The sequence below is a fragment of the Streptomyces sp. NPDC058457 genome, from assembly GCF_042720695.1.
GTDB lineage: Bacteria > Actinomycetota > Actinomycetes > Streptomycetales > Streptomycetaceae > Streptomyces.
The window spans coordinates 150678-172499 of record NZ_JBHXLU010000009.1 but is presented as its reverse complement, the minus strand read 5'-3'; the positions used below and the strand labels follow the sequence as shown (position 1 = coordinate 172499).

At 72.3% G+C, this 21822-nt stretch carries 17 protein-coding genes, 1 pseudogene and 1 riboswitch; of the genes and pseudogenes, 8 read left to right on the top strand and 10 right to left on the bottom strand.

What is annotated here, in order from left to right:
• The first annotated feature begins 92 nt into the window (after positions 1 to 92).
• Positions 93 to 893: a class II aldolase/adducin family protein gene (locus ACFWPS_RS10830; RefSeq protein WP_383703305.1), complete on the top strand. Its 801-nt coding sequence runs from the start codon at positions 93 to 95 to the stop codon at positions 891 to 893.
• 134 nt (positions 894 to 1027) lie between these two features.
• On the opposite strand, the gene ACFWPS_RS10825 is transcribed toward ACFWPS_RS10830, so the two are convergent.
• Positions 1028 to 1921, bottom strand: a complete 894-nt coding sequence (locus tag ACFWPS_RS10825; protein WP_383703303.1) for a DUF4429 domain-containing protein — start codon at positions 1919 to 1921, stop codon at positions 1028 to 1030.
• A 188-nt stretch (positions 1922 to 2109) separates the two neighbouring features.
• Here ACFWPS_RS10825 and ACFWPS_RS10820 point away from each other — a divergent pair, with 188 nt between their 5' ends.
• Both ACFWPS_RS10820 and ACFWPS_RS10815 read left to right on the top strand, forming a co-directional pair.
• The gene (locus ACFWPS_RS10820; RefSeq protein ID WP_383703301.1) at positions 2110 to 3387 is read left to right on the top strand and encodes a hypothetical protein; all 1278 of its coding nucleotides are present in this window, start codon (positions 2110 to 2112) and stop codon (positions 3385 to 3387) included.
• A 142-nt stretch (positions 3388 to 3529) separates the two neighbouring features.
• Positions 3530 to 4069, top strand: coding sequence for a DoxX family protein (locus tag ACFWPS_RS10815; RefSeq protein ID WP_383703299.1), 540 nt, complete (start codon positions 3530 to 3532; stop codon positions 4067 to 4069).
• A gap of 12 nt (positions 4070 to 4081) precedes the next feature.
• Here the strand turns inward: ACFWPS_RS10815 and ACFWPS_RS10810 are convergent, their stop codons facing one another.
• Both ACFWPS_RS10810 and ACFWPS_RS10805 read right to left on the bottom strand, forming a co-directional pair.
• The gene (locus tag ACFWPS_RS10810; protein ID WP_089099356.1) at positions 4082 to 4291 is read right to left on the bottom strand and encodes a hypothetical protein; all 210 of its coding nucleotides are present in this window, start codon (positions 4289 to 4291) and stop codon (positions 4082 to 4084) included.
• Complete coding sequence (locus ACFWPS_RS10805; protein ID WP_383703297.1) at positions 4278 to 5702, bottom strand: PspC domain-containing protein; 1425 nt, start codon at positions 5700 to 5702, stop codon at positions 4278 to 4280. Before ACFWPS_RS10805 ends, ACFWPS_RS10810 begins: the two co-directional genes overlap by 14 nt.
• Positions 5703 to 5971: 269 nt before the next feature.
• Here ACFWPS_RS10805 and ACFWPS_RS10800 point away from each other — a divergent pair, with 269 nt between their 5' ends.
• Together ACFWPS_RS10800 and ACFWPS_RS10795 are read left to right on the top strand one after the other, a co-directional pair.
• Entirely contained in the window at positions 5972 to 7264 is a 1293-nt protein-coding gene (locus ACFWPS_RS10800) for a PspC domain-containing protein (protein ID WP_383703295.1), read from the top strand.
• Positions 7261 to 7986 carry a LuxR C-terminal-related transcriptional regulator gene (locus ACFWPS_RS10795; RefSeq protein WP_383703293.1) on the top strand — a complete coding sequence of 242 codons (726 nt, stop codon included), beginning with the start codon at positions 7261 to 7263 and terminating at the stop codon, positions 7984 to 7986. Before ACFWPS_RS10800 ends, ACFWPS_RS10795 begins: the two co-directional genes overlap by 4 nt.
• Positions 7987 to 8070: 84 nt before the next feature.
• Here ACFWPS_RS10795 and ACFWPS_RS10790 read toward each other — a convergent pair whose 3' ends face one another.
• On the bottom strand, positions 8071 to 9129 hold the full coding sequence (locus tag ACFWPS_RS10790; RefSeq protein ID WP_383703291.1) for an NlpC/P60 family protein: 1059 nt from the start codon (positions 9127 to 9129) through the stop codon (positions 8071 to 8073).
• A 457-nt stretch (positions 9130 to 9586) separates the two neighbouring features.
• Between ACFWPS_RS10790 and ACFWPS_RS10785 the strand changes: the two genes are divergently transcribed.
• Complete coding sequence (locus ACFWPS_RS10785) at positions 9587 to 9940, top strand: hypothetical protein (RefSeq protein ID WP_383703289.1); 354 nt, start codon at positions 9587 to 9589, stop codon at positions 9938 to 9940.
• A gap of 63 nt (positions 9941 to 10003) precedes the next feature.
• On the opposite strand, the pseudogene ACFWPS_RS10780 reads toward ACFWPS_RS10785, so the two are convergent.
• A pseudogene (locus tag ACFWPS_RS10780) lies at positions 10004 to 10714 on the bottom strand (hypothetical protein); the annotation flags it as partial.
• Between the two features lie 331 nt (positions 10715 to 11045).
• Entirely contained in the window at positions 11046 to 12191 is a 1146-nt protein-coding gene (locus ACFWPS_RS10775; RefSeq protein ID WP_383703287.1) for an NlpC/P60 family protein, read from the bottom strand.
• A 7-nt stretch (positions 12192 to 12198) separates the two neighbouring features.
• A riboswitch (cyclic di-AMP (ydaO/yuaA leader) is annotated at positions 12199 to 12373 on the bottom strand.
• A 313-nt stretch (positions 12374 to 12686) separates the two neighbouring features.
• Between ACFWPS_RS10775 and pcrA the strand changes: the two genes are divergently transcribed.
• Positions 12687 to 15173 carry a DNA helicase PcrA gene (pcrA, locus tag ACFWPS_RS10770; protein ID WP_383703284.1) on the top strand — a complete coding sequence of 829 codons (2487 nt, stop codon included), beginning with the start codon at positions 12687 to 12689 and terminating at the stop codon, positions 15171 to 15173.
• Between the two features lie 45 nt (positions 15174 to 15218).
• Here pcrA and ACFWPS_RS10765 read toward each other — a convergent pair whose 3' ends face one another.
• Positions 15219 to 16694: a M23 family metallopeptidase gene (locus ACFWPS_RS10765; protein WP_383703282.1), complete on the bottom strand. Its 1476-nt coding sequence runs from the start codon at positions 16692 to 16694 to the stop codon at positions 15219 to 15221.
• 230 nt (positions 16695 to 16924) lie between these two features.
• Complete coding sequence (locus ACFWPS_RS10760; RefSeq protein WP_383703280.1) at positions 16925 to 17788, bottom strand: esterase/lipase family protein; 864 nt, start codon at positions 17786 to 17788, stop codon at positions 16925 to 16927.
• A gap of 325 nt (positions 17789 to 18113) precedes the next feature.
• Between ACFWPS_RS10760 and ACFWPS_RS10755 the strand changes: the two genes are divergently transcribed.
• Positions 18114 to 18530 carry a cobalamin B12-binding domain-containing protein gene (locus ACFWPS_RS10755; protein WP_123974712.1) on the top strand — a complete coding sequence of 139 codons (417 nt, stop codon included), beginning with the start codon at positions 18114 to 18116 and terminating at the stop codon, positions 18528 to 18530.
• 142 nt (positions 18531 to 18672) lie between these two features.
• Here ACFWPS_RS10755 and ACFWPS_RS10750 read toward each other — a convergent pair whose 3' ends face one another.
• A complete protein-coding gene (locus tag ACFWPS_RS10750; protein WP_383703278.1) occupies positions 18673 to 20265 on the bottom strand; it encodes a DUF5691 domain-containing protein in 1593 nt (530 codons plus the stop codon).
• A gap of 79 nt (positions 20266 to 20344) precedes the next feature.
• A complete protein-coding gene (locus ACFWPS_RS10745; RefSeq protein WP_383703275.1) occupies positions 20345 to 21700 on the bottom strand; it encodes an SWIM zinc finger family protein in 1356 nt (451 codons plus the stop codon).
• Positions 21701 to 21822 lie beyond the last annotated feature (122 nt).

Genomic DNA, 21822 nt, shown 5'->3' with positions numbered 1-21822 from the left:
TCGCGCGCGTCATCTTTACAGAACAGCTCTGTTTTCCTGCGCTGACCGGCGGTAACTTCCGGCCGTAACACAAACCCAGTGCTGGAGGACCTATGCACGGGCCGACCCCGCCCCCGCCCCTGCCGCTGCCCACCGATCAGCTGCAGTTCGCGATGCCGCCGATGTACGACTCGCTCGACGACGAGCGCCGGCATCGCAAGGAGCGGCTCGCCGGCGCGCTGCGGATCTTCGGCCGGGCCGGACTGGAGGACGGGGTGTCGGGGCACATCACCGCCCGCGACCCCGAATACTCGAACTGCTTCTGGGTCAACCCGTTCGGCATGCCGTTCAAGCACGTCACCGTCGGCGACCTGGTCCTCGCCAACCAGGACGGCCAGGTGATCGAGGGCCGCTACCACGTCAACCAGGCCGCCTTCACCGTCCACGTCCAGGTGCACGCGGCCCGCCCGGACGTCGTCGCCGTCGCCCACTGCCACTCCGTGCACGGCCGCGCCCTGTCCGCCCTCGGCGACCTGCTCGACCCGATCAGCCAGGAGAGCTGCGCCTTCTACGAGGACCACGCCCTCTACGACTCCTACACCGGCGTCGCCGTCGACGCCGAGGAGGGCCGCCGCATCGCCGCCGCCCTCGGCTCCCGCAAGGCGCTGGTGCTGCGCAACCACGGGCTGCTGACCGTCGGCGACTCGGTGGACGCGGCGGCCTGGTGGTTCCTGTCGATGGAGAAGTCCGCGCAGGTCCAGCTCACCGCCAAGGCGGCCGGTCGCCCGCTGCTCATCGACCACAAGCTCGCCGTCGCCACCCGGGAACAGCTCGGCGGCGACCTGGTGGCCTGGATCAACTACCAGCCCCTGTGGCAGGACATCAGCCGCAGCGAACCGGACCTGCTCAGCTAGGCGCTCCGCTGGAAGTGCCGCGATCTGCCCTCTGCCGACCGCGGCGCCGTCGTGGCTGGTCGCGCAGTTCCCCGCGCCCCTCCGGGGCGCTGCCGAACCGCGGCGGACTTCGCCGGACCCGCTCAGCCCCCGGCTCAGAAGCTCCGCAGCACGGCCGCCTTCGTCAGCGCGAACTCCTCGTCCGTGAGCACCCCGTCCCGGTGCAGTTCGCCGAGTTCCCGCAGCCGGCGCAGCAGGACGTCGTGATGGTCCGTCGACCGGCGCGGCACGGGCACCGTGGCCCGGTTCCGGTCCCGGTCGGTGTACTCCGTGCCGGGCCGGGTCGACGGATGCGGCAGCCGGGCCGTGACCGCCGCCGCGACCAGCGCCGTCAGCAGATCGCGGCGGACACTGCCCCACAGGTCGAGGGCGTACGGGTCGCGCTCGGCCGGCAGCTTCGAGAACACCGTCTCCCGGGTCACGAACCGCAGGAAGCCGTCCTCGCGGCCGGAGTTGGGCAGCCACTCCACCTGCACCAGATCGCCGACGCCGAGGATCCGGGGCCCCGTGGCCCGCTTGACCCGGTCGGAGGTGTCGGCCCAGTCGACGCGCACCTGCGTACCGTCGAACGACACCGTGCCGTCCGACGACCGCACCGACACCGGCACCGGCGGCCCCGGCAGCAGATACGTCTTCGTCGGCTCCCTCGGGACCTGGTCCAGCAGCAGCGACTGCCGGATCTCCGCCGCGACGTACTCGGCCACCCCGGACCGGTCCCCGTCCACCGTCAGCCGGTACGGGTCCGCCGCCTCCGGCAACCGCCCGCCCGTCGCCTGCAACAACGGGTCCGCACCCTCGCGCAGCCGCATCCTCAGCCGCCCCCGCCTGCGCTCCGGCTCGTACACCACCCCCGACACTGCTTCCAGGGGTACGGTGATCTCCCCGTAGGTCTGCCGGAACAGCGGCACGGAACGGTGGCGTCCCGGCGTGATCCGGACCGTACTGCCGTCGAAGGCCCAGGTCCCGTCCCGCTGGATGATCTCGGCCATGGGGAAATTCTCGCAGTCGGGTCAACACGTCTGCCGTACCTTCACTCGTCGTGACCAACCTGCTGCTCGCGAATGGCGTGGCGTAGGGCACAATTCGCTCTCGACACAAGGGAGTTGCACGGCGTCGTCGGGCCCCGGGGAGGGCCCTGCGCGGCGTGCCCCGGGCGTGGGGAAGGCGGGCGTCGGGCGTGGCGGTGCAGGAGGCGAGGCAGGGCACCGGTTCGGGTGTCCACGGGGGCGGCTGCGCGTGCGGGGACTGTCCGCACGGGGCACGCGAGGGGCACCGGCGGGCGGTCGCCGAATTCCTCCTCAAGCGCGACGAGTTCGCGGCCGGGCAGGGGCTGCCCGCGGCGGTGGCCCATTCGGCCTCCGCCTCCCGCCAGTGGGTCTCCGAGGAGCTCACCCAGTCCGCCGAGGCGGTCGCCGAACGCGGCCGCGCCGAGGGCGGGGCCTGGCTCGCCCGCCTCTGGCTGCGCACCGCGTGCACCGTGTGGGCAGCCGTCGTGATCATGCTCCTCACCCAGTCCCTCACCGCCATCGGTGCGGGCTGGACCAGCGCCCGCACCGCCGGACTGCTCGCCGCACTGGTCGTGGCCCTCGCCCTCACCGCCGCCTCCTGGTTCCATCGCTCGCGCGGCGGGGTGCTCGCCCCCGTCATCGGCGAGGACAACCGCATGTCCACCTCCCGCACCGTCGCCGCCTCCTGGGTCCTGTTCGTCGTGTACGCCGTCCTCGTCCTGGCCGGCCGCCTGGCCGCCGCCTCCTCTCCCGCCGAGCGTGACGCCCTCATCTCAGGTCTCGACCTCGCGCGCGGCGCCGGTGCGGTGACCGTCCTCGCCGTGGTCTGCGGCATCGCCGTCCTGGTGCGCCGGGTGGTCGGCCTGCGCATCGTCGGCCAGCGCCTGCAGAAAGTGCACGCCCACCGCCCCCGCGCCGCCGACCTGCTCACCGACGACGCCGGCCGCGGCACCTTCGCTGACATCCAGTACGTCGTCATCAGCGCCGTCGCCCTGCTCTTCGCCGCCGTACGGCTCGCCCGCCGCCCCGACCAGCTCCCCGACCTGCCGTGGGGCCTCGCGACGGTGGTCCTGATCTCCGCCGCCACCTACCTGGCCGGAAAGTACGCCGAGGGCGGCCGCCCGGTGATCCTCTCCGTCGTCCGGGCCCGCGAGGCCGGTGACCTGGACGGCCCGATCCGCACCGGCGACGACATCGAGATCCGCGGCACCGGCTTCGTCCCGCCCGGCGCCCAGACCGCCGACCGCCTCTCCCGCATGGTCGTCCGCATCGGCGCCGTCAACGTCCACGTCCCCCTGGTCCCCGTCACCGGAGGCTTCAGCAACCCCACCGACCACGTCCTCACCGTCCCGGTCCCGGCCGACGTGGAGCCCGGCTGGGTCGAGGTCCAGGTGGTGACGGCGGCCGGGGTGGCGACCAACCGGTGCGTCGTCGAAGTGACCGAATGAGGGGACTTTCTCCGCTCTCCCGGGTGGCTACGTCAGGCCGAAATTCGGAAAAACGTCCGGCTGAGGGTTGAGCAGGTCGTGGTTGTCGTACGTATGGTCTGTTGAGGGGCCTGGGCACAGCGGCGAGAGGCGGCTACTGGCGATGACTCACGGCATTCGTTCGGACACGCACACCCCGTATCTCGACGGCGACCGCGGACTGCGGGACACCGCCACCCGATACGCCCTCCTTCCCTTGCGGATCTTCCTGGGCGTCACCTTCATCTACGCCGGCCTGGACAAGCTGACCGACAACGCCTTCCTGAAATCCGGCGGGTCGGGGTCCATCGGCGACACCATGCGCGCGGTCCGTGACTCCGCCGCGATCCCGGCCCTGATCGACCTGGCCCTGAAGAACCCCGTCGGCTTCGGCACCGCGATCGCCATCGGCGAGCTGGCCGTGGGCCTCGGCACCCTCTTCGGCCTGCTGGCCCGCCTGGCCGCGCTCGGCGGCGCGCTGATCTCGCTCAGCCTCTGGCTGACGATCAGCTGGGCCAACTCCCCGTACTACTACGGCAACGACCTCGCCTACCTGATGGCCTGGCTGCCCCTGGTCCTCGCCGGCGCCCCCTACCTCTCCCTGGACTCGATGCTCCGCGCCCGGCGCCGACACCGCTCCGCACGGGCCTCACTGGGTCTCTAGCCGGCTCGGTTCCTAGCTTTCCGGTGTACCGCGGCGCCTGCGTATCGCACGGGTCAGGGCCGCGGTCACCCCTGCCAGGAAGAGGCCGGCCACCATCACGGGGATGACGGCGAACCACTCGGTGTCCCACCAGCCGCCCGCGTCACCGGCATAGGCGATCCCCGCCGCCGTCAGGAAGACACCGACGACCAGCCGTCCGGGCTGGAACTCATGCCGAAGCACGGGTCACCTCCACCTGTCCCGCGCCGACCTGGAGATCCAGGTCCAGCGTCCCCGCGTTCTTCGCACCGCTCGTCGGCGGCAGCGTCACGTCCTTGTGCTTGCCCGGCTCCACGTCCACGTCCTTCTTGTCGTCCCCCGGCAACTGGATGTCGCCCACTCCCACGTCGATGCTCATCCGCACGGTCGCGTCCGCCGGTACGACGATCTTCAGCTGACCCGCGCCCACCTCGGCCGACGTCGACACCGTCCGCCCCTCGGCGATGCGTATGTGCGTCAGGTCCAGGGTGGCCACACCTGTCCCGAGGTCGTAGGCCGGCGACACCTCCGCCGCCGTGGCCGGGGTCCAGGACATCCGCGTCCAGTGGGTGCTGATGTCGGACGGCAGGGCCGTGGCGACCGCCAGCAGGGCCGCCGTGAGCAGTGCCAGGAACAGCGAGCCGGCCCCCGTGCGTCCGAGGAACGAGCTGAGCGCCGTGCCCAGCCCGAACACGATCAGCGTGCAGGCCAGACCGGTCTGGAGGCTGGTGCCCAGCGGGTGCGTGTCCCACGTCAGGCCCGTGCCCAGGCTGCCCGCCACCAGGGCGAACAGGAAGATCCAGCCGCCGATCCAGCGCGGTCCGCGCGGCTTCGGGGGCGGGCTCTGCCCGGCGCCGGTGTCCTGGCCGTGGACCCACGGGGTGCTCAGCCGGAAGTCGGGTCCTGGGGCGTCCCGGCCGCGGGCGTCGCCCGGGCCCCACAGATAGCCGGTGCCTCCGACATGTGTGCCGTCCTTGACGATCGGGTCGCGCCACCACGAGGGGTACGAGATCTGGACCGGTGGTGCCTGGGCCTCCGGCGGGGCGTCGGCGACGGCCTGGGCGGACAGCGGGTCGGGGTCGGGGGCGCCGCGCCGCCGTGACCAGTACCCGGCACCGGCCAGCAGCAGGGAGAGGACGACGGCGAACGCCAGCACCTGGCCGTTCCCGATCATGCTCAGCAGCACTCCGCAGCCGACCAGCGCGAACAGCACGGCCGCCAGGGCCTGCCCGTCGACCCGGCCGGTCAGCAGCTTGCGGACCTCGTTCTCCTCGTCGTCCTCGTACGGCACGAAGAGCCAGGCGAAGCCGTAGAAGAGGAGGCCGATGCCGCCCGTCGCGGCCAGCACGGCCAAGGTGATGCGGAAGATCACCGGGTCCAGGTCGGTGTGGCGTCCGAGCCCCGCGCACACGCCCGCGATCATCTTGTGCCGGCGGTCGCGCCGGAACCGGGGGGAGGCCGCGCCGACGGCCTCCGCGCCGGTGCCGGCGGCACCGGCCCCCGTCCCGGCCGTCTCCGTCGCGGCGGGCGCGGCATCCGACGGCCCGGTGCCCGCTGCGGGCCGCGGGCCGGGGCCGGGTCCCGGACCCGTCGCGGCGTGCTCGTGATCAGTCATGAGTCAATGGTGACGGCCGTGCCGCCGCAACGGCAGTCGGGATGACCCTGGCCGAACCCTGAAATCGGCCCCGAGGCCGGGCCGGGAAGCGTTCGAACGGTGCTGCGGCGACGGAGACCCGGGCCCGCGCCGCAGGAGAACCAGCAGGAGAACGAGTCCGGGGGACGAGCAGCGGAACGAGGAGTCGGCGCCGGGAAATCGGAAGATCAGGGGAGTCTCGGGGGCCGACCCTGATGCTCCGCAACTCCGGGCGTGTGAACATCGATGGCATGCCGGAAGCCGCAGCAGTGCCCCTCGACGACCCGCGGCCGCCGCGCAAGCTCTACCGAAGCAGCGACGGCCGCTGGCTCGGCGGAGTGGCGCGGGGCCTCGCCGGGCATCTCGGGCTGCCCGTGGTCTGGGTGCGGCTCGTCTTCGTCGGCCTGTTCATGGCCAACGGCCTCGGCGCGCTGCTGTACGCCGCGTTCTGGTTCTTCGTACCCCTCGGCGTCGGCGGGGTCGGTGGCCAGAAGCCCCCGTCCCTGGTCGCCACCGAGACCTCGGCGGACGGCCGCCGCAGACTCGTCGCCCGCAAACCGGACCGGGGCCAGATCGTCGCCCTGCTCCTCATGGTCGTCGTGTCCATGGTGTTCGTGGGCAGCGTCAACCTGACCGGCGGGGCCAAGGCCTACCTCCTTCCCACGGTCCTGGTCGCCGCCGGCGTCGCCCTGGTCTGGCGCCAGGCGGACAACGCCCGCCGGGCCCGCTGGGTCGAGGTCGGCAGCCGGCGCCGTACGCTCACCCTGCTGCGCGCGGGTGTCGGTGTCCTGCTCGTCACCGCGGGCGTCTCGGGCGTCTTCGTCATGCAGGGCTCCGCCGCGCACATCGGCGCGGTGCTCCAGGCGGCCCTTGCCGTGCTTGTCGGCATCACGCTGCTCGCCGGTCCGTATCTCGTGCGGATGACCCAGGACCTCTCCGAGGAGCGGCTGATGCGCATCCGCGCCCAGGAGCGCGCCGAGGTCGCCGCCCATGTCCACGACTCCGTGCTGCACACCCTCACCCTGATCCAGCGCAACGCGGAGAACGCGGGCGAGGTGCGCCGCCTCGCCCGTGCCCAGGAGCGCGACCTGCGCACCTGGCTCTACAAACCCGAGGGGACCGGCAAGGACGAGGCCGACGAGCCCGCCACCCTCGCCGACGCGGTCCGGCGCAGCGCGGCGGAGGTGGAGGACAAGCACGGCGTCCCCATCGAGGTCGTGGTGGTCGGGGACTGCCCGCTCGACGAGCGGACGAGTGCCCAGATGCAGGCCGCGCGCGAGGCGATGGTCAACGCGGCCAAGTACGGTGGCGAGGGCGGCGCCGTCCAGGTCTACGCCGAAGTCGAGGGCAGGACGGTCTTCGTGTCCGTCCGCGACCGTGGTCCCGGCTTCGACCTCGACTCGATACCCGCCGACCGCATGGGTGTCAGAGAATCGGTCATCGGCCGCATGGAGCGCCACGGCGGTACCGCACGGCTGCGGTCCGTGCCGGGCGGCGGCACGGAGGTCGAGCTGGAGATGGAGAGGGCGGAGAAGACGTCATGAGCGACGCGACCGAGGCGAACGGCCCGGCGAACGGACCGGTGGAAGGCGCGGAGAAGGCCGGGCGTCGGGTGCGTGTGGTCCTCGTCGACGACCACCGGATGTTCCGGACGGGCGTCCAGGCCGAGATCGGCCAGACCGAGCAGACCGGCGTCGAGGTGGTCGGCGAGGCCGCCGACGTCGACCAGGCGGTCACGGTGATCACCGCGACCCGGCCCGAGGTGGTCCTCCTCGACGTGCACCTGCCGGGCGGCGGCGGGGTCGAGGTGCTGCGCCGGTGCGCCCCGTTGATGGCGGACGCCGAGCAGCCGGTGCGCTTCCTCGCACTGTCCGTGTCGGACGCGGCCGAGGACGTGATCGGCGTGATCCGGGGCGGTGCCCGCGGCTACGTCACCAAGACGATCACCGGCACCGACCTGGTCGACTCGATCTTCCGGGTCCAGGAGGGCGACGCCGTCTTCTCGCCACGGCTCGCGGGGTTCGTCCTGGACGCCTTCGCCTCCACCGACGCCCCGCCGGTCGACGAGGACCTCGACCGCCTCACCCAGCGCGAGCGCGAGGTCCTGCGTCTCATCGCGCGGGGCTACGCCTACAAGGAGATCGCCAAGCAGCTGTTCATCTCTGTCAAGACGGTCGAGTCCCATGTGTCGGCGGTCCTGCGGAAGCTGCAGCTGTCGAACCGGCACGAGCTGACCCGCTGGGCGACGGCGCGCCGCCTGGTCTGAGGCGGGTCCGCGGCGGCCCGGCGCCACGAGTCCACAGTGCCCTGCGAGGGGCTCACACAACCCGCACGGTGCCCGGCGAGTGGCTCACACGACCCGCGCGGCCCCCGCGAACGGCATCTCGTCGATCGGGGCGATCCGCACCGGCGCCGACGGATTGGGGGCGTGGATCATCTGGCCGTTGCCGATGTAGATGCCGACGTGACTGATGCCCGAGTAGAAGAACACCAGGTCGCCCGGCTGGAGTTCGGAGCGGGAGACGCGGCGGCCGGCGTCGATCTGGGCGTAGGTGGTGCGGGGGATGGAGACGCCGGCGGAGCGGTAGGCGGCCTGGGCGAGGCCCGAGCAGTCGAAGGCGTCGGGGCCGGTCGCGCCCCAGACGTAGGGGCTGCCGAGCTTCGAGTAGGCGTATGCGACGGCGGCAGCGGCACGGGAGTCGGGGGCGGCGACGCTGCCGGCGGTCAGGGGGGCGCGGGCGTCCGACGCCGAGCGTGAGGCACGTCCGGTGCCGTCGTCCGCCGCGACCGCCGCCCGCTGCCCCGGCGACAGCTGCGACAGCAGCCGCCGGGCCTCGCCGAGCTTGCCGTTGATGGCGGTCTTCTGCCGCTTCAGCTCGGCCTGCCGGGACCGCAGCGAGGTCAGCTCCACGTGCGCCGCGCCACGCAGCTGCTCGACCTCCCGCAGCTGCCCGCGCACCCGCGCCACCGCCCCGGCCTGCCGGTCGCCGACCCGCTCGGCGAACGCGGCGTCGTCCAGGTACCGGTCGGGGTCGCTGGACAGCGCGAGCTGCCAGGCCGGATCGATGCCACCGGCGCGGTACTGCGCGGCCGCTGTCGAACCGAGCGCGTCCCGGGCGGAGTTGAGCTTGTCCTGCGCGCGGGCGGTCTCGTCCTGCAGCGACTTCAGCCGCCGCTCGGCCGAATCGGCCTTGTCCTTCGCTCCGTCGTACTTCTGGGTGGCCGCCTCGGCCTCCTGGTACAGCTGGTCCACCTTGGCCTTCACCTGCGCCGGTGTCAGTTGGGGCTCGGCGTTTCCGGTCCCTTCGAAAGCCGTCGCGGTGGCCGCGCCCGCCAGGGCGAGGGTGGCGGCCGTGCGGGCCGTGTTGCCGCTGAGCGAGCGCTGTCGGGGCTTGCGGTGCGCTGCCACCTGGACTGTCCCGTCCTTTCGTACGACCGCAGTCCCGCCCGTCCGAACGCCAGGGGAGCGCCCGTACGGCCGCGGGGGACTGCGGATTGCGCGTCCGGCGGCGGCCCGCACAGGGGGAACGGACCGCCGCCGGACCTTCTCGGCGGAGGTGTCCGACTGCCGCCCCTGGCCCGGGCGGCGGTGGGGAGTCGGTCACCTGGGGGAGGACGCTAGGCCCGCGTGTGTCGGCTCGGTAACGCGATGCGCGGAATTGGCGTGACCGGATCGTTACCCGACGGTATATGACCGGGATTCCGGTCCGGAGCCGTCGGCTTCTCGGGACGGGATGACCGAAGAGGCAGTTCCGGGGCTGGCGGGGGACGCGGGGTGCTATGGGGTGCATATATGCGGCGCGGCGGGCGCGGAGGGAGGGGCCGGTGCCCGGCGCCCCGTACCGCCCTGATTAGGCTCCGGGGTCATGGACGTACTCATCCATCTCTTCGTCGGCCTGCACATCATCGGCATCGCCGCGCTTCTCGGCGGCTTCCTCACCCAGATGAAGGCGATGGGCCAGGGCACGGCCCGGTTCGTCCCCGGGATGTTGCACGGCGCGTTCACCATGCTCGTGACCGGCGTGATCCTGGTCGGTCTCAACGAGGCCGACGACCACCACGTCAACACCTTCAAGATCGGCGTGAAGCTCGCCCTGCTGATCGTGATCCTCGGGCTCGTCTACGTGAAACGGGACGACGAGAAGGTGGAGAAGGGCGCCTTCGGGCTGGTGGGCCTGCTCACGGTGGCGAACATCTTCATCGCCGTCCTGTGGACCTGATCCTCGGCATCCTCAGCGGGCCTTCCTGAGGCCGGTACGGGCGGCCGCCGCCGCGCCGGCCGCCACCGTCAGCCAGGCCGTCACCGCGCGCAGGACACTTCGGTCGTCGTCGTTCCACAGGTACAGCCGCGCGCTGTCGGCGGCCAGCAGCCTCGCCCCGGCCAGTGCGGAGATCGCGATCGCGCCGCCCGCCACCCACTGGTCACCGGGCCCCTCGGCGATCTGCCGCCACTCGAACCGGGGCACGGCGAGTCCGTACATCGCCAGCCCCAGCCAGAAGAGGGCCAGCGAGAGGTGGGCGAGCCACGCCGTCGTCACGGCCGCCGCCAGCGTCGCTCCCAGTACGGCCAGGCCCTGCGTGGCCACACAGGCCAGGAACACCGCGCCGGGCATCCGCGGCTTCCAGTGCCGCACGACGAGGACCAGCAGCGGCGGCCACAGCACTGCCGACAGCGCCAGCAGAGCCTCGGCGAGGGTCTGCCACCCGAGCGCCGAGAACCGGGTCCCCAGCACCGTCGTCGCCGCCACGGCGGTGAGCGCGCCCGGCGTCCGCGCCTCCGCCGCCCACCGCCGGCGATCGAGCGCCAGCCGTACGACGAAGTCCGCGGCCAGCGCCGCCCACATCACACAGGCCGCCACCAGCGCCACCCGGGACACGGTCTCCGCCTCCGCAAGGTGCAACCCCACCGACATGATGCCGGTGGCCATCACGGCGGCCCCGGCCGCCGGCGGACGCTGCGCCCACCAGGCGCGGAGGGGGGAAATACCGGACATGCCGCTGATGCTAGGGAGGGCCGACCGCGGCACGAACGGGCCACGCGCGTGTGCGGCCCGAATACCCCGCGGTCGCGGGACAGGGGCGCGAGCGCGCGTCGCTCGGGGTCGGTCGGGTGTGAGAGGGCGTGGGGAGCGACTGAGGGGCGCTTGAGGGGGGACGGGGATGCGCGGGGTGGTGTTTGCGGCGGTGGGGTGAGAGCGGGTGTGCAGAAGCGGCCGGGGCGCGCGCGAGACGGATGCGCGCGATGGCGCCCGGATCGTTGAGGTGAGAGCAGGTGCGGGGGGAGTGCCTGGGGGCGCCTGATGGGTGGTGGGCGCCCCCGACGGATCAGGCCGGGCGTACCACGCTGTGGATGATCGACTCACCGCCGTAGTAGATCGACTCCTCCCGGACGTACGCGCCGGGCTTGGGGGCGTGGATCATCATGCCGTTGCCGATGTAGATGCCGACGTGGCTGACGTCGTCGTAGAAGAAGACCAGGTCGCCGGGGCGGGCGTCGGCGAGGGAGACGGTGGTGCCGGCGTTCACCTGGTCGTAGGTGGTGCGCGGCAGGGAGACGCCCGCGGCCTTCCAGGCGGCCTGGGAGAGCCCGGAGCAGTCGTAGGAGCCGGGGCCGGTGGCACCCCACACGTACGGCTTGCCGATCTGCGCGCGGGCGAAGGCGATCGCCTTGGCGGCCTTCGTGGCGTAGGCGGAGGAGGAGCCGGAGGAGGAGCCGCTGGACGTCGAGGGCGACGAGGACGACGAGGCCTCCTGGTCGGCGGCCGCGGCCTGCTGCTTCGCCAGCTCCGCCGCCTTGCGGGCCGCCGCTTCCTCCTGTTGCTTCTCGATCGCCGCCAGCCGGGCCTTCTCCGCGGCCGTCAGCTGCGACAGCAGCTCTCGCGCGGAGGCCAGCTTCGTCTGGACGGTGGTCTTGGCGGTTTTGAGTTCGTCCTGCGTCTCGGTGAGCGTTTCGAGGCTCCGGGCGGCCTCCTGGCGCTTCTTCATGGTCGCGGACTGCTGTGTGACGTAGTCGTCGACCGCGCCCTTCTGGCGCGAGGTCAGCCGGCTCATCAGCTGCGTCTGGTCGAAGTAGTCCTGCGGAGTGTCCGCGAGCAGGAAGGTCGCCGTGTCGGGGGCGTCGGCCCCGGTCCGGTACTGGGCCGCGGCGAACGAACCCAGCTCCTCACGCGCCTTGTTCAGCCGGTCCGTGCGCTCGGCGACGTCGTCGAGCAGGGTGTCGACCTGCTTGCGCTGCGTGCCGGTGCGCTCCTTGGCCGCGTTGTACTTCTCGGTCGCCGACTCGGCCTGCCGGTAGAGGGCGTCGACCTTCTTCTCCACCTCCTCCAGGCTCGGCTTGCCGTCCGCGGGGGGTGCGGCCTCGGCCGTCTGGGAGAACAGGGCCACGGAGGTGAGGGCGGCGGTGGCCAGCGCGGGAGTGCGTATGCCAGCCGCGCGCGTTCCTGACGGCCGGGACTTGCGGTGCGACGCCAACTGAGGCGACTCCTTCCAGTGTTCCGCCTACCGAGTTAGCTGTCGGGTTCGGGCGGGTGGTTCGGAAGGGTTGCCCTACGGTCCGCTCCCCTGAGGGGAGTCGGGACCGATTCACCCCGGGATCGGTGTGGGTCCCCGGCTCCGGATGCGCGGCGGCGCCCCGGACTCGGCGGAGGCCGTGCGGCCCGGCGATGTTCGCCGGTGGAGGTCGTACGGCCTGCCCGGCACGCTAACCAACTCGTGTGGCCTCTGTGAAGGTTGATGTGCGATATGCCCGATACATTTTCGTGACCTTGTTGTCGGGACTCGTTCAGGCAGGGTCATTTGGGATGTTATGGGTGACTTGCCTGGAAGGGTGCCAGTGGTTCGCGGTGGGCGCTCGCGGGTCAGCGGCGTGCGCCGGCCTGCCGTGACGTAGCGGATCCGTTCGGTCACCCGGGCGAGTTTTCGGGGTGGCGGCCGGTTGTCGGTGGGGCGCCCTAGACTCGGAGAGCGATGAGCAGCCTCTTTGACGACAGCTTCCTGGCGAGCCTCCAGGCCCCCCGCGGCCATGACGAGGAACCTCCGCCGCCGCCCGAGGACGAGCACGCTCCGGAGTCGATTCCGGACGATCTGTTCGGCGGGAAGTTCGACGTGCCCCCGGACCGGGACGCCTACTACCGCGACGGCGCCGCCCGCCCGGCCCCGGACCCGGCCGCCCTCCTGGACGGGCTGAACGAGAACCAGCGGGCGGCCGTCGTGCACGCCGGCTCCCCGCTGCTCATCGTGGCCGGCGCCGGTTCCGGCAAGACCCGGGTACTCACCCACCGCATCGCCCACCTGCTCGGCGCCCGCCAGGTGCACCCGGGCCAGATCCTCGCGATCACCTTCACCAACAAGGCCGCGGGCGAGATGAAGGAGCGGGTCGAGCACCTCGTCGGCCCGCGCGCCAACGCGATGTGGGTGATGACGTTCCACAGCGCGTGCGTGCGGATCCTCCGCAGGGAGAGCAAGAAGCTCGGCTTCACCTCCTCCTTCTCGATCTACGACGCGGCCGACTCCAAGCGCCTGATGGCCCTGGTCTGCCGGGACCTGGACCTGGACCCCAAGCGCTACCCGCCCAAGTCCTTCAGCGCCAAGATCAGCAACCTCAAGAACGAGCTGATCGACGAGGAGGACTTCGCCGTTCAGGCGACCGATGGCTTCGAGAAGACCCTCGCCCAGGCCTACGCCATGTACCAGTCGCGGCTGCGCGAGGCGAACGCCCTCGACTTCGACGACCTGATCATGACGACGGTCAACCTGCTGCGCGCCTTCCCGGACGTCGCCGAGCACTACCGCCGCCGCTTCCGGCACGTCCTGGTCGACGAGTACCAGGACACCAACCACGCCCAGTACGCCCTGGTGCGCGAGCTGGTCGGCACCGGCGCGCACGGTGCGGACACCCCGCCCGGCGAGCACGACCTGCCGCCCGCCGAGCTCTGCGTCGTCGGCGACGCCGACCAGTCGATCTACGCCTTCCGGGGCGCGACGATCCGCAACATCCTCCAGTTCGAGGAGGACTACCCGAACGCGACGACGATCCTCCTCGAACAGAACTACCGCTCCACACAGACGATTCTGAGCGCGGCCAACGCGGTCATCGAGCGCAACGAGTCCCGCCGCCCGAAGAACCTGTGGACCAACGCGGGTGCGGGCGCGCAGATCACCGGCTACGTCGCCGACACCGAGCACGACGAGGCGCAGTTCGTCGCCGAGGAGATAGACCGTCTGACGGACGCGGGCGAGGCGAAGGCGGGCGATGTCGCCGTCTTCTACCGCACCAACGCGCAGTCCCGGGTCTTCGAGGAGATCTTCATCCGTGTCGGCCTGCCGTACAAGGTCGTCGGCGGCGTCCGCTTCTACGAGCGCAAGGAGGTCCGGGACGTCCTGGCCTACCTGCGGGTGCTGGCCAACCCGGAGGACTCCGTCCCGCTCCGGCGCATCCTCAACGTCCCCAAGCGCGGTATCGGCGACCGCGCGGAGGCGATGATCGACGCCCTCGCCCAGCGCGAGAAGATCAGCTTCCCGCAGGCGCTCAGGCGCGTCGACGAGGCGTACGGCATGGCCGCCCGGTCGACGAACGCGGTCAAGCGGTTCAACACGCTGATGGAGGACCTCCGTACGGTCGTGGAGTCCGGCGCCGGACCCGCCACGGTCCTGGAGGCGATCTACGAACGCACCGGATACCTGGCCGAGTTGCAGAACTCGACGGATCCGCAGGACGAGACCCGCATCGAGAACCTCCAGGAACTCGCCTCCGTGGCGCTGGAGTTCGAGCAGGAGACCGGCGAGGGCGAGCAGCCGGCCGGGCTCGCCGCCTTCCTGGAGCGGGTGGCCCTGGTAGCCGACTCCGACCAGATCCCCGACGAGGACGAGAACGGCGACGGCGTCATCACCCTGATGACCCTGCACACCGCCAAGGGCCTCGAATTCCCGGTGGTGTTCCTGACCGGCATGGAGGACGGCGTCTTCCCGCACATGCGCGCCCTCGGCCAGACCAAGGAACTGGAGGAGGAGCGGCGGCTCGCGTACGTCGGCATCACACGTGCGCGGGAGCGGCTGTACCTCACCCGTTCGTCGATGCGCAGCGCCTGGGGCCAGCCGTCGTACAACCCGCCCTCGCGCTTCCTGGAGGAGATCCCGGGCGCCTATCTGGAATGGAAGCGGACCGGGGCGATGGCGCCGGTCTCCGCCGGGCCCGCGGCGGGCGTGGCCGCCTCGCTCTCCTCCACCCGCTCGCGCTCCTCGGCCTCGGGCGCGTCCGGCTTCGCCACCCGGCGGACCTCGGAGAAGCCGGTGGTCTCGGTGGCCGTCGGCGACCGCGTCACCCACGACCAGTTCGGCCTCGGCACGGTCGTCGCGGTGAAGGGCACGGGTGGGAACGCGGAGGCGACGATCGACTTCGGCGACGCCAAGCCGAAGCGGCTGCTGCTGCGGTACGCGCCGGTGGAGAAGCTGTAGTACCACCGGGCCCCGCTGCGGCGGGGCCCGGTGGTATCGGCCAGGTCAGGTCGGGTCGAGCCCGTGGCTGCGCAGCCACGGCAGCGGGTCTATGGCGGCGCCTCCGGCCGGCCTCACCTCGAAGTGCAGGTGCGGACCGGTCGAGTTGCCGGAGTTCCCGGAGTACGCGATCGGATCGCCGGCCTTCACGGTCGTACCGGCGGCGACACGGTACGACGAGAGGTGGCAGTACCACGTCTCCGTACCGTCCTTCGCCGTCACGATCATCATGTTGCCGTAGGCGCTGTTCCACTTGGTGGAGACGACGCCGTCGGTGGCGGCCATCACCGTCGTGCCGTAGGAGACGGGGAAGTCGATGCCCGTGTGGACGGACATCCAGTTCACGCCGGCCTGGCCGAAGTAGGCGCTGAGACCCCTCTGCGTGACCGGCAGCACGTACTTCGGGCGCAGCCGCTCCTTGCGGGCCGCCTCGGCCGCCGCCTTCTTCTTCTCGGACTCCTGCTGGGCCTTGAGGTCGATGCGCTCCTGCGTCCGGCTGGCCCGGTCGGCGAAGTCGTCGGCACCCGCCGAGAGCGTCCTGAGCTGGGCGTCCAGCTTGCTGTTGGCGGCGGACGGCTTCACCGACTGCGCGTCGGAGGCGGAGGCCGTGGTGTCCTTGCCGTCGCCGGTCAGGCTGTTGACGGAGGCAGCCGCGATCCCGGCGACGCCCATCACACACACGGAGGGCACGGCGACGGTCAGCAGCGCGGACCGCTTGGGAGGCGTACGGCGGCGGGAACGCGCCCCCGCGCGGGTCGTCGCCGACGGCGTGACCGGGGTGACCTCTTCCTGGTCGTCCAGCAGTGGCGTTACTTCAGGCAGTTCGCCGGTCGCGGTCAGCGCCCCGTCGTCCGGGAAGTTCTCCGCGGGCTTCTCGAACTCCCCGAACTCCTCGTAGGGGTGCTGCTCGAACATCTGGGTCGCCGACTCGTCGAAGGAGTCGGCGGCCTGCGGTTCGTGCTCGTAGCCGGGCTCGGCGGTCTGCGCCGGGGTGCCGTCGGAGTTCCACTGCGTGGCGTCGTACACGCCGGTGTCGAACGCCTGGGTGCCCCACTCCCACTGCTGGGTCGCACCGGCCATGCCCGACTGGTCGGGCTGCAGCCAGGCGTTCGCGTTCCAATGGCCGCTGGTGTCGGCGACCGTCTCCTGCGCCGGTGCCGGGACGGTCCACGCGGTGCTGTCGTAGGCGCCGGAGTCGTAGGCGGCGTGGTGCTGGGCCGCGTACGGGTCGTAGTTCAGCGTCTGACCGCCGGCCGTCTGCCACTGCGTGGCGTCGTACCCGCCGGTGGCCTGGCCCTCGCCCGGCAGGCTGCCGAAGAGCGGGTCGCTGTGGAAGGAGGCGCCGGTGGCGGTGTGGTCGCCGTACGTGGTGAAGTCGCCGTACTGGGCTTCCTGGGTGCCGTACGGCGCGTAGTGCGCCGGATCGGCGTCGGAAGCCGGGGCCGGGGTGGTCATGGTCCCCGACGGGTGACGGTCGTTCACCAACTTCTCTTTCGCCTCGACAACAGGGGCTGCCAGAGCAGTGCGGCGACTGTACCCGGCGGTATACGGGCGCGACAATCTTCAACAGGTTTCACTGTTTCGGGAAACGGGCATTCGGCCGTGTTTCGGGGGACGACGGGCGCGGGTTTGGCCTTGTGTTCGAGGAGTGTTCGAGCGGGGGTGGGTCCAAACGGGCTCCGCCGGGCGGCCCTCGCCCGCCCGGTTCGCCCTCAGGCCACCGTCAGACCGCCCGCGATCCGCTCCTCCGCGTGTGTTTCGTCGAGGGCCTGCCGTATACCGGACGCGATCGCCGGGTGGACGGGCAGGGCGAGGTGACCGATCCCGGTCACCCGCACGTTCGTCGCCATGAGGTCCGGGTGGTCGACACGGGCTGTCTCCACCGGCTCCATCACAGAGTCGAGGTCGCTCCAGAAGCTCACGAACCGGGTGCGGCAACCGGGTGCGGGCCTGGTCAGCTCCTCGATCACCTCCGAACCCGGGCGCATCTGCCGCACGATCGGGTGCGCGTCCGCGAGCGGCACCGCCCGGGTGCCGGAGTGCGGGGTGCCGAGCGTCACCAGGGTGCGGACGCGCAGGTCGCCGCCGAGGCGCTGGACGTAGTAGCGCGCGATCAGCCCGCCGAGGCTGTGCCCGACGATGTCGACCCGGCCGCTGCCGGTGCGCTCGCAGATCTCCTCTATGTGCTGGCCGAGCAGTTCGGCGGCGGTGCGGATGTCGCAGGTCAGCGGCGAGTAGTTGAGCGACTCGACGCGCTGGCCGCCGTGCTGGGCGAGGGTGCGGCGCAGCAGGACGAAGACCGAGCGGTTGTCGATGAAGCCGTGCAGCAGCACGACCGGCGGGGCCGGCCGGACCGGCAGCCGGACCGTGCCGTCAGGCTCCGCGGACGGTGCGGGCGGCGAGGGCGGGCGGCGCTCCGGGGTGAGGCCCGTCGGGTAGAGCAGGAGATGCCCGGCCAGGATCGCGGCCTCCAGGGCTGTCGACTTCAGGAGGGCCAGCGACAGGCCGGCGAGACTGCTGGGCAGGAGGCGGCGGCAGAACGGGAGAAAAGGGTCCAGTACCCCGGTGACCTTCATCGGCCGACCTCCTGTCGGCACGCCGAGGACGACTCCGTCCCCCGTGTGCCCTCATGGGGAGGCCGGGCGGAGGCGGCGGGTACGGCTGGATACGACGACATGCCGCGTCGCCTGTCCGTACCGTCCCCGCGGACCACGCTGCGACTCCCTGACGTGTCCCGCTGTGTGTGATTTCCCCCTCTGTAACCTCCGCGAAACTGCCGGTTGCGGGATGCTGGAGATAACGTTCGTTCACTTGAGACGGGTGGCGGAACGCGCCGAATATGCGGTACTTCTCGATACGGATGGATGTTGGCGTGTTCGTTTCATGGTCATGGAGGCAGTGATGGGTGTGGCAGCCGGCCCGATCCGTGTGGTGGTGGCCAAACCGGGGCTCGACGGCCACGACCGCGGAGCCAAGGTCATCGCGCGGGCGCTGCGCGACGCGGGCATGGAGGTCATCTACACCGGGCTCCACCAGACGCCGGAGCAGATCGTCGACACGGCGATCCAGGAGGACGCCGACGCCATCGGCCTCTCCATCCTCTCCGGCGCCCACAACACCCTGTTCGCCGCGGTCATCGACCTCCTCAAGCAGCGTGACGCCGAGGACATCCTCGTCTTCGGCGGCGGCATCATCCCCGAGGACGACATCGCCCCCCTCAAGGAGAAGGGCGTCGCCGCGATCTTCACACCGGGGGCGACGACGACGTCGATCGTGGAGTGGGTGCGGGAGAACGTCAGGCAGCCGACAGAGGCGTAGGCCGCGTTCGCGGGGGGCCGACTTCGGTGGTGGGGGTCGTGTGTGGGCTGCGGGTCGGTGGGGGCTGATCGCGCCCACGCGGCGGAGCCGCATATCGACTCAGCCCCGCGCCCCTATGGGGCGCGTCCCGATGAGCGGTCGTTCAATTGTCCGGTGAGTCCAGTTCTCCGAGCATTGCTGCTCGTAGTCTCAGTGTCGTCACCAGGCGCTGGAACGCCTCCGCCCAGTAGCCGCCGGCTCCCGGCGACGCGTCCTCCCGTTCGTCCGGTACCGCCAGGAGCGCGTCCAGCCGGCCGGCTTCCGCGGGGTCCAGGCAGCGTTCGGCCAGGCCCATCACTCCGCTGAAGCTCCAGGGATAACTCCCCGCGTCCCGCGCGATGTTGAGGGCGTCCACCACGGAGCGGCCGAGCGGCGCGGACCACGGTACGGCGCACATGCCGAGCAGCTGGAACGCCTCCGACAGGCCGTGCGCCGCGATGAAGCCGGCCACCCAGCCGGCCCGCTCCGCGCCCTCCAGGGTGCCCAGCAGCTTGGCCCGCTCGGCCAGGGACACCGCGCCCGGGCCGCCCGCCTCCGGTGCCGCCGGAACCCCGAGCAGCGCTCTCGCCCACCCGGCGTCCCGCTGCCGTACGGCGGCCCGGCACCAGGCCGCGTGCAGCTCGCCCTGCCAGCCGTCCGCCACCGGCAGCGCCACGATCTCCGCGGGCGTACGGCCGCCGAGTCGCGCCGGCCAGGTGGAGAGCGGGGTCGCCTCCACCAACTGCCCCAGCCACCACGACCGTTCGCCGCGCCCGGTCGGTGGTTTGGCCACGACGCCGTCGCGTTCCATCCCCGGGTCGCACTCCGGCGGTGCCTCCACCGCGATCGCCGGGCCGTCCCCGGTATGGTCGACGGCCACGCACGACCCGGCCCGCACCGCCATCCGCCCGGCGAGCGCCGAGCCGGGCAGCGCGGACAGCAGCTCCGCCGCCGTCGTCCGCACGTTACGGCTCCGGTCCGACAGCGCCTGCTCCAAGAACGGCTCGTCCCCGGCGGCCAGTCCCGTGCGCAGCGAGTCCAGGAACATCAGCCGGTCCTCGGCCCGCTCCGTGGCCCAGGTCCCGGCCAGCAGCTGGAGCGCCGCCTCGGGCGCACGAGCCCGTTGCGCGGCCAGCAGCGCGACCCGCTCGGCGAACAGCCCCTCCTGCCACAGCCGCCGTATCGCGTCGGTGTCCTCGGGGCCGGGCAGGGCCGCGCCGCCGCCCGGGGCCGCCCGCAGGGCGAACCGCCAGTCCTGGTTGAGCCGGGCCAGCCACAGGGCGCGCGGTCCGGCGAAGGCCAGCGCGGCGGGCCGCAGGTCGGTACGGCCCCGGGCCGCGTCCAGCAGTGCGGGCAGCGCCTGCGGGGGTGCGGCGAACCCGTGTGCGTTGGCCGCCGCGAGCCACTGCGGCAGCAGCTCCATCAGGTCGGGCGAGGTGCCCCGGCGGCTGCCGGCCGCGATGCCGGGACGGTCGGAGAGCAGCATCGCCAGCCGGCGGGCCGCGGCGGCCGGCAGCGCGGGACGCAGGTCCTCGGCGGCCGGTTCGGGGCGGGGCGCGGCCGGTGCCGGACGCAGCCCGGCCCGCCGTCGTACGGTCGCCACGGCCGCCTCGTCCAGCAGGGCCACCGGAGCCTCGCGGCCCGGCCCGCCGGTCGCGGGCGGACGCCGGTCCGTGCCCAGCAGAGCCGTGGTGACGAGATCCTCCCAAGCGGTCACGGGCTTCCCCTTCCGTGAGTTCTGCGAGTCGGTTCGGATGCGGTGCGGTGGTGCCGGGTCGGTTCGGGTGTCGGCCGGGTCAGCACAGCGGTACCGCCGCGCCCGCTGTCTCAGGCCAGGCCGTCAGCGGGGTGAAGCCACGGTGGCCGCACTCGCCGAAGACCGTGACCGGGGCGCCGCCCGAGAGCGCGACCAGCCGCCACAGCCCCGGCCCGGAACGGGCGGCGGGAGCGAGCGGCAGCGCGGACTCGCCCTCGGCGTCCGCCAGTTGCCAGGAGTCGCCGTCCGGGACCGGCACGACCCGGGCCAGCGTCACCGGCACCGACTCCAGCCACGGGTCGTCGCGCAGCGCCTCCCCGTACCGGGCCGTCGCCTGTGCCGTCGGCACGCCCGGCGGCCGTATCGACAGGGGCGCGGGTGCGGCGAACCGCTCACCCAGCGCCGCCCGGTGCTGCCCCGCGCCCGGATAGGCGGACAGCTCCGCCTCCAGGGCGAGACCGACCGGCAGCGCCAGCTCGGGGGCGCGGCCGGCCGCGCCGTAGGAGAGGAGCAGTGCCGTACGGCCCGAGTCGGCGCCGTGCAGCCAGATCCGGCGGGTCGTCAGCTTCGCGTCCGCCGTGTCGTACTGGGCGAGGACCAGCCAGCGGTCGCGCACCGGCGGGCCGTCCGCCGGTGCGGGCAGGCCGACACGGGAGCGGACCGTGGCCGCGAGGCCCGCCGGGAGCCGGTCCCGGCGCAGCCAGCCCTGGTCCAGGAGGTGCAGCAGCGCGCACTCCTCGAGGAGCCGCACCGGCCAGCCCGGACCGGAGCCCGGTATCGCCCCCAACTCCCGCACCCGCGCGGCCAGTCCGGGGGCCTGGGCGTCGACCATGCGGGCCGCCGTCTCCTCCCACAGTCCGTACCCCGCCTGCTCGGCAGTGGCCAGGCCGCCGCGCAGCAGGTCGGACAGGCGCTGCTCCAGCTCGGTGGCCCCCGCCGTGACCCGCTCGGCCCGCTTCTCCGCCCGGCGCCGGGCCGCCTCCGGATCAGCGGTGGCCGGGGAACTCCCGCCGTCCGCCGGCCGTTTGTCCTCCGCACGCTTGCGCCGGCCGGCGATCCACTGCTCGGCCCAGTCCGGCGGCTGCGGCACCGCCGGCACCGAGTCGTCCTCGCCCGCCCAGAGCAGGAGCAGTCCGAGGGCGTGCTTGCAGGGGAACTTCCGGCTCGGGCAACTGCACTTGTAGGCGGGACCCGCCGGATCGGCGATGTCCACGATCGTCTGGTACGGCTTGCTGCCGCTGCCCTTGCACAGTCCCCATACCGTCCCCTCCTCGCAACTCCCGGCCCCGGACCACGGCCCGGCCGCTCCGAGTTTGCTTCCCGCTTTGCGTGACGCGGCGTCAGGCGCCAAGGCCAGCACCTGGTCCGCACTCCAGCGCACCCCCTGCTGAGTCATGCCATCGAAGGTAGATCCCGCCACTGACAATCGCCCCGGCGCACATGTTTGTGCAGGTCAGAGCGATTGTCAGTGGCGTGGTGCACGGTGGACACCAGATCCGAACCGGCCGAGCTGGAGGG